This is a genomic window from Methylophaga sp. UBA3603 (assembly GCF_002375335.1).
Taxonomy (GTDB): Bacteria; Pseudomonadota; Gammaproteobacteria; order Nitrosococcales; family Methylophagaceae; genus Methylophaga.
Map to the genome: position 1 here is coordinate 54,448 of NZ_DFMC01000008.1, position 8,905 is coordinate 63,352.

Annotated in this window: 4 protein-coding genes; all 4 read left to right on the forward strand. The window is 43.4% G+C overall.

What is annotated here, in order from left to right; translation table 11 throughout:
* Nucleotides 1–54 precede the first annotated feature (54 nt).
* The gene (locus tag B4F66_RS05730; protein WP_292357608.1) at nucleotides 55–1,884 is read left to right on the forward strand and encodes a TonB-dependent receptor domain-containing protein; all 1,830 of its coding nucleotides are present in this window, start codon (nucleotides 55–57) and stop codon (nucleotides 1,882–1,884) included.
* 201 nt (nucleotides 1,885–2,085) lie between these two features.
* Nucleotides 2,086–3,270, forward strand: coding sequence for an O-succinylhomoserine sulfhydrylase (locus B4F66_RS05735; protein WP_292357606.1), 1,185 nt, complete (start codon nucleotides 2,086–2,088; stop codon nucleotides 3,268–3,270).
* Nucleotides 3,271–3,399: 129 nt separating this feature from the next.
* A complete protein-coding gene (locus tag B4F66_RS05740) occupies nucleotides 3,400–5,184 on the forward strand; it encodes a vWA domain-containing protein (protein WP_292357604.1) in 1,785 nt (594 codons plus the stop codon).
* A partial coding sequence (locus B4F66_RS05745) for a midas domain-containing protein (RefSeq protein ID WP_292737921.1) occupies nucleotides 5,185–8,905 on the forward strand: 3,721 nt, incomplete at its 3' end.

Genomic DNA, 8,905 nt, shown 5'->3' on the forward strand with positions numbered 1-8,905 from the left:
GTTGTGTGACTTTATTAACCTGGATCGCGGGTGAGCGTATCCCTAGGAGACAATATGAAACCTTCAACAAAGGCCATGCCTTTGCGTGTCTGTGCACGACTGACTTTGGCGGCACTGGCTACTTCCACCTTCTCTGTTACGGCTCTGGCTGAACAGGAATCCCTTGATGCAATGACGATTACGGCAAACCGTATGCCCACGGAAAATGTATTGGCCCCGAATACCGTTATCACACGTGCGGATATAGATCGTTTGCAGATTAATAATTTGCCCAGCTTACTGTCACGGTTTCCAGGTATGGATATTTCAAATAGCGGTGGCTTGGGGAAAAACAGCAGTGTCTATTTACGAGGCACAAATTCAGATCATGTGCTTTTTTTAGTTGATGGGGTTAAATGGCATTCTGCTACATCAGGAGGGGCTGCCATCCAGGACTTTCCGGTAAATCAGATTGAACGAATTGAAATCGTACGTGGACCGAGGTCTGGTTTGTATGGTTCAGAGGCGATTGGTGGCGTCATTCAGATATTTACCCGGCAAGGTAAAAACCAGGATCCAACTCCCTATGCTTCGGTGGATATTGGTAGTCATAATACTAAACAGGCAAGTGCGGGCGTAAGTGGAGGTAATGAAACGACTCGTTATCATGCCAATTTCTCGCATCAATCAACCAATGGAATTAATGCCAGAGAAGAAGATAATCCGGATCATGATGGTTATCGAAATAATAGTGTTTCAGCAAAAATTGATCACGATATCAATAAGGACTGGAGTGTTGGAGCGAATTTTTTACGCGCTCAATCACAAAATCATTATGATAGTTTTTCCCTGACCGAAGATTTTTATGCTGATAATATTCAACAGGTTATGGGTGTAAATTCACGTTATCAATTCACGGATAATTGGCTAATGTCCTTTAATTTATCTGAATCCCGCGACGAGTCAGATAATTATGCGGATGGTACTGCCGATGGCACGTTCAATACTCGTCATCGGTTTTTCAGTCTGGTTAATACTTTTATGCTGTCAAAACAGCAACGTCTCAATGTTGGGCTGGATTATGATAACGATCGTATTGAGGGCACGATTGATTACGATGAAACCTCACGTGATAACAAGGCGATTTTTATCAGCTGGCAGGGGCATGCAGGTAATCACAGTTGGTTATTAAGTACACGTCATGATGATAATGAAGCCTATGGGGAAGAAACTACTGGCACTGCAGAGTGGGGCTATCAATTAACACAGGCACTTCAGTTTACGGCGAATGTAGGAACTGCATTTAAAGCCCCAACATTTAATGAACTTTATTATCCAGATGTTGGTTTTTTTGTTGGCAATCCCGATTTAGAAGCCGAAAAATCCAAAAACTATGGCGTTGGTTTGTTAGGCAACACGGATTGGGGTACTTGGGGAGTTCATGCTTTCCAGAACAAAATCCGTGATTTGCTGGTGTATCAATTTCCCACCACTGAAAATGTGGCTGAAGCCAAAATTAAAGGTCTTGAGTTCGATTTGGCTACAACGCTGATGAATTGGCAGGTACAGTTCAATGCGACTGTGCTTACACCCGAAGATGAAGAAACGGGTAATAAGCTACCACGCAGAGCACAGCGCTTCGCGAATCTGCATGTTGATCGTCAGTTTGGTGATTGGTTAATTGGCGGCAGCTGGAAAGTCAGTGATTATCGTTATGATGATGCCGCTAACAACACGCGTTTAAGTGGTTATGGTCTGGTGGACTTCAGAGTGGCTTATCAGATAGATAACGACTGGTCAGTTAAGTTAAATGCAATGAATGTATTCGATAAGGAATATCAAACCGTCAACAACTTCAATACCTTAGATCGCACTTATATGTTGTCTTTACATTATCAGCCATAAGGTAATTCATTGTTGCATGCTCAGTCATTGTTGGCTGAGCATAACTGCTTAATTTCACCATTATTAATAAAGCCATTTTCCAATATTTCCTTAAATCTCTTTCCTGAGGTTTATTTCACTAAGCCACTTAAGGATAAAGCTGGTCAGCAATAAGGCTTATCTTTTAGAATGGCAGGATTTTCCAGCTATTTCAGAGTTGTCATGACCAATCTTAAAGACAAAGGTTTTGCTACCCGCGCAGTGCGTGCCGGACAGGTAAGAACGCCCGAAGGCGAACATTCCGAACCGATTTTCCCCACATCGAGTTTTGTGTTTGATAGCGCGGAACAGGCGGCAGCACGATTTGGCGGAGATGAACCGGGAAATATCTATTCACGGTTTACCAATCCAACCGTACGTACTTTTGAACAACGCCTGGCGTCATTGGAACAGGGTGAGTCCTGCGTGGCAACAGCTTCGGGCATGTCCGCTATTCTTGCTACTTTTATGGGCTTATGCGCGGCCGGAGATCATATTGTTTCTTCACGTAGTGTGTTCGGTACGACACGGGTTTTGTTTGATAAGTATCTGAGCAAATTCGGTTTGAAGACAGACTATGTACCGTTAACCGATCTGGCAGCCTGGGAAGCGGCGATCAAGCCCAATACCAAAGCGTTATTTCTGGAAACACCTTCCAATCCACTCAATGAAATTGCTGATTTAGCTGCTTTATCGGCTTTGGCTAAGCAACATGACTGCCTTTTAATTGTTGATAACTGTTTCTGTACACCGGCGTTGCAACTACCATTAGTACTCGGTGCCGATATCGTCATTCACTCGGCGACCAAATATATCGATGGGCAAGGACGTTGTGTGGGTGGTGCGGTGGTCGGCGATGCGCAACGGGTTGGAGAAGAGGTATACGGTTTCCTGCGTTCAGCAGGCCCCACCATGAGTGCATTCAATGCCTGGACTTTTCTGAAAGGTTTGGAAACACTGGATTTACGCATGAAAGCGCATTCAGCCAATGCCAATCAACTGGCACATTGGCTGCAGCAGCAGAAACAGGTTACCCAGGTGTTTTATGCGGGGCTCGAGTCACATCCAGGACATCAGTTGGCAAAACAGCAACAATCTGATTTTGGTGGCATTATTGCGTTTGAAGTCGAAGGCGGACAGGAAGCTGCCTGGAAATTGATTAATGCCACACAGTTTATTTCGATAACGGCCAATTTGGGTGATACCAAAACCACTATCACCCATCCGGCCACAACAACTCATGGTCGAGTGTCAGTTGAGGCGCGAGCTGAATCAGGTATCAGTGATGGCATGATACGTTTATCGGTAGGCTTGGAAAATGTTGAGGATATTCAACAGGATATCCAGCGCGGTTTGGATCTGCTTTAAGCCTGACAAGTAAATAACTGAACTATCGGCATAAAACCTGCATATTGAGTCTGAAATAAAACAATTCGCGTCAGTAAATCGTCAGTAATGACATTTTCTGCCGCTTTTCAAGTCAAACAGGTTGTTTTTATGCAGAGAATATTGAAGCTATTACTGGCACTGCCGCTCATCTGGTTTGCGTTACCCGCACTCGCGGATACTAACCCAAACGCTGATGTACGCATCATTATTGATGTCTCTGGCAGCATGAAACAAAATGACCCCCAGAATCTACGATCGCCGGGCCTGAGATTATTAGGTGGGTTGATGCCGGGTGATGCTGAAAGTGGTGTCTGGACCTTTGCCCGCTACGTAAACATGCTGGTGCCATTACAAAAAGCTGATGATACTTGGCGAGAACGCGTTCAGCAAAAATCCTCCGAAATTCACTCTCATGGTTTATTTACTGATATTGAGCAGGCGCTGCAAAAAGCCACAGCTAATGTCAAAGTTTCTGATCCAGCCAAGCAACGCAGCATTATCCTGTTATCAGATGGTCTGGTTGATTTGCATCAGGGAAAAGCATCCAGCGATCAATCACGGCAGAACATCATCAATAAATTGTTGCCGCAAATAAAACAAAAAGGCTTTCGTATACATACCATTGCCTTATCTGAAGACGCTGATCACGAACTGCTTAAACAATTATCAATGGCTACAGATGGCTGGTATCACCAGGTGGATAATGCGGATGAGCTGGAACGTGTTTTTCTGCATCTGTTTGAACAAGCCACTCAACGTGACTCGGTTCCACTTGTGGATAATCGATTTACCATTGATACCAGTGTCAATGAAATGACGATATTGGTGTTTCGTGAAAATGAAACCGATGTCACCCAACTGGTTCAACCGGATCAAAAAAACCAATCATATGAAACTCATGAGCCATCAGTAAGTTGGATGCAGGAAAAACATTTTGATTTGATTACTATCGATAAACCAATGTCTGGAGAGTGGTTTATTGATGGCAATATCGATCCGGATAACAGGGTAATGGTATTAACAGATCTGCGGATGGAAACAATTGATCTGCCAAATAATATTCTTGCTGGAGAGCAGTTTGATATTGTCGCCAAATTAACCGACCATGGTAAACAGATTGATCGACAGGATTTTCTGCAACTGGTTACGGCAGAGTTAAGCACTCAACCACTGCAGGGTGAACCGATCAATAACAAAATGACCTTAAATAACCAGACGGCGACGTTTATGGCAAATTTGGGCAAGCTGTTTGACAGCGGACAAAATGATATTGTGATCACAGCAAAAAGTGATACATTCGAACGTCAGCGGCGACAATCCGTCAACGTAGTGGCGCTGCCATTTGATGTCACTGTTACTCAACTGGATGTTGATAGTCGCAGTCATCGACTGTCTATGTCTGCTGATGCCAGTATGATTGATCCTCAATCTCTGCAAATCTCTGCTTTACTCAGTGCACCAGATGGCAGTGAATTCCCCTACGAAGTATTACGGCAGTCTGAAAATGCCTGGCAGTTGACAGTGGCCGATTTACAACCTGAAACCGCTTATCAATTATCGTTGCAGATCCGGGGGAAAACTCCGGCTGGCCGTAATGTTTTTTTACAACCCAAGCCTATCCAGTTGCTTGACGAAACAGCCGGTGCGTCACTGACAATTACTTCAGAAACGCCTATTGCTGCCGAAAAGGTTAATGATGAGCCATTTGAACCGGTGATAATAGATCCTGTTGCGGATGAACCTAATGCAGAAATACCTAAATCTACCTTCGAGCTTTCTGACACAGTCATTTTAGCTATTGGTAATGCCATTATTGTGTTGTTATTAATAATGGGATTCTGGTTTTGGCATCGCAGCCGTCGCCGGCAGCTTTTACCTGGAGACTTATTATAAATGTCGATGACTGATCCGGTTTTTCAATGGCTTGCCTATGAGCTGGCAGCCATCTTTGCTGTTTTGTTTATCTGGATGTTTATCCGTGCGCATCGCAAACATAAACGCACCAAAGCTGCAGCGGCACGTACTGCCAAATTAATCAAAAATAACTACGAGCAACGTGTGACTGCATTAGGCAGTCAACTGAGCGAACGCTATGGATTAAGCGGTGAAGCACTGGATTCAATGGTCGAGGAATTGGTGCTACGTGAAAAAGAAATTTTTAAATCAATTGTTAATTTGTATTCTGAGCAAGACGAAAAAACACTGCATAACTTTCCTGACCAAATCACCTCGCTAACTGACGCAACCCTCAGCATTATGCAGGCTGATAACGAGCAGGATCCTGATGCCCCGGAGATAGAGGCGGTTGATGAAGAACTGGTCGAGGAATCTGCGGTTAATACTGAATTACCAGAAGAACTGTCAGAGCCTGAAGTTGATACTGAACCGGAAGAAGAACCTGTAGCAGATTTTGATGGTGTATTTGATGATGAGAATGCAGACACCATTGTTGAACAGATGGAAAAGCTTGATGACGAAACGGTTGTTGTCGAAGAGCTAAGTGATACAGATGAAAATTTTGATATTGAACTGGCAGAAAGCGAATCAGATGAAGTCGATGTCGATGATATTTTTGCTCAAAACCAGATTGTTGAGGAGTCTCTTGCCAGTGAATCAGATAATAATCCTGCTGATTCGATGACAGATTTTGATTTGGCTGCGGATGAACAGGCCAAAGAAGATGAACCAGAACCAGAACCTGAACCGGCAAGCAGCTCGATGCGGATGGCTGATTTTCTGAAGACTGACTGGAATCCGGTAATTCCTGATGTTTACGGTAAAACATCCACTGAAACGGAAGTTAAAGAAAACCAGCCAGATATTGAAACCGAGACCGAAACAGTCAGTGCTGCGACTGAACCAAAAGGTATGAAGGCCCACTTGAATAAAGCCTGGACCAATCAGGTGCCTGATATTTATGGAAAATCCACAATTCCTGTAGCAGGTAATGAGGAAATAACTGACGACGGGGCAGCATTTGAACATCAAGAACTGAAATTTCATGCTTTTGAAAGTGATGACTTAGCCTATCAAGGTCTAACTAAGGCTGTTCAGCCAGCCGATATTGAATTAGATATTGAACAAATTGATGAAGTGGATTCAGACGCAAAAGATATGATTTCGGCTACCGAAATTGATGATCTTATGCGTGCCACCGACATGCCAGTAGAAAGTGATTCCGATGATCTTGAGCAGGAAAATGCAGAGATCGAAAACGTTATTGGAAATGATGCAGAAACCAGCCTCCCTGAAGAAAATAAATTAGCAGAATCTGATATCGATGCCATTGAGTCACATGATGAGCCTGTTGAACAGACTGAATTAGGCAACCCTTTGGCGGAGTTGGATGAGTCAGTTATATCGGATCTCACTTCTGAAGAGACTGCAGAACCTTTCGAACGAACAGAAAGCATTGAACTGGCTGGAAGTGATAATGCAGCTGCCGAAACATTAGAAGAAACTCTGCAACAAAATGAAGAAGATTATCCATCTGTTTCAGAACAAGATTCGTCTATGGATGAACAGGAGATGATAGCCGAGCAGGCAGAGTCTACTGATCTAAACCAACAGCCATTTGAAGAATCTTCAGAACCTAACACTGAGGCAGAAATAAACAGCTTTGCTGAGGAGTTTGCTGAAACGGACTGGGATACAGATTTGTTTATTGAGCAAGCTGATTCCGCTGGGATGGCTGAAGCTCAAGAACCGTCTGCCAGTCAGAATGTACAGGATATCTCCGAAGCAGATCAGCCGTTTGAACAAATTGATTCTGAGGAAATTGCAGCACAGAATGCACATGAAGAATCCGTACAGCCAGAACCAACAGAATTCGAAAATATTGAAGAAACCGCATCAGTAGATGATTCAATTGCTGAGGACATTGAGTTTGCAGTTCAGGAAGAGCCGAATAGCCAGAATTCGCCAGCCAGTGCTGATGTTGAAGTTGATTTCAACGAGCAGCTTTCACCAGAAGAAAAGATGGCAGAAAACTCAATCGAACAACCCGAAGAGTTAGTGTCAGCAGACACTGAAAATGCTGAAGAAGCCTTATCAATGGATGATTTGAGTTCACCAAATATCGAGTCTGATGAACAGCAAGAATCCATTAGTCAGAACTCGGATAGTCATTCTGAAGCAGCTGAATCGCCAGAACAATCTGCATCTACTGAAATGTTACCAGAAGAATCAGCTGAAACTAACGAAGATATAGATTCAGCAGAAATCAACGTTATTGAAGAAGCTTCAGACATCTCTGATTCAAATCTTGAAAGCAGTGAATCCGCTGAACCAGAAGCACCGGTTAGCCAGAATTCATTGGAGAATGTTGATGATGAGGTTGAATCAGCTGAGCAATTTTCACCAGAGGATATGCAGGCAGAAAATTCAGTTGAACAGCCTGAAGAGTCAGTCTCTGCAGAAACGGAAAATGCTGAAGAAACTTCCTTAGCAGATGATCCAAATGCAGAAATAGAAAGCCTCGAATTTGCTGAACTGGATGAGCTGATTAACGGAAATGCTCAGGTTTCCGCTGAAGAACCCCAACCCTTCGCTGAAGCTCCACCAGCCGATATGGAACTGAATGATACGTTCCCAGCTGATCAACATAAGACTAAATCAGAGCTCAACAATCAAAGCGACTCGGTTGAAGAAAGCCAAACAGAGGACTCTGTTGCTGAAATTCAAGCCGAAGCGCCACAAGATAATGAGACAGAAAGCTTATCTGAAATAATGGTGTCACAGCCAAACGATGAAGACGCAATCAGTGATAACCAAACTAATAATATTGCGGAAAAGGCAGAAGAGCCATTTAATGAGATTGATAAGCTGCGAGCCAAACTGCGGGAGCGAACTGAAAGATTAAAAGCAGCAAGGCAGCAACGGCTAGATGAAACTCAGGCGGAGAATCCATTTACTGAAACAACTTTAGAAGATTCAGTCACTCCCAATCAAAGTGTTCAGCAATCATCTCCAAACGACGCAACAGATATTGCTGCTCTTCAAACTGATCCATTGACCGAAAAGGTCGATACTGAAAATGAATCAAATGATTCTGTTACACAAGATGAGACTTTTCAGTTAACTGAAGAGGAACACTTGCAACAAAAGCTATTAGCCGCGCAAATGTCCGAAGAGGATACTGAACAGACAGACTCAGATGAAAGCCAAACTCCTGCTGAAGCTGAATTATCATCAATTGAGCAGATGCAGGAGAATGAAGCAGAAGATGAAAGCTCTCAATTCCAATCCTCTGAAGAATTAGCAGCACCTGTTGATGATATGGATAATATTTTTGAGAAGGAGACCGAACTCGCTTCTCATGTTAATGAATTGGAAATTTTAGAACAGGATCAAAGTGTAGATAACGAATCGATTCAATCAAATGATGACGTAGAAGCTAATATTTCACCAAATAAAACATCCTCGTTAGAAGCTGACGAATGGGTAGCAGAGCTTTTAACTGAAGGGCAGCTGGCTGATTCAACGACTGATTTGCCGACGGAATCTTTGACCGATGATGACTCAGCAAGCGAAATAATGCAGGCGAGTGAACAAACTATTGGGTCAGAAATAGATCGAACTGAAACAATTTCTGCCGAAGCCGAAGCCGAAGCCG

What these genes read in the sequence shown, in the direction of transcription:
- B4F66_RS05730 (WP_292357608.1), top strand. Translation starts at nt 55, where the DNA reads ATGAAACCTTCAACAAAGGCCATGCCTTTGCGTGTCTGTGCACGACTG.
- B4F66_RS05740 (WP_292357604.1), top strand. Translation starts at nt 3,400, where the DNA reads ATGCAGAGAATATTGAAGCTATTACTGGCACTGCCGCTCATCTGGTTT.
- B4F66_RS05735 (WP_292357606.1), top strand. Translation starts at nt 2,086, where the DNA reads ATGACCAATCTTAAAGACAAAGGTTTTGCTACCCGCGCAGTGCGTGCC.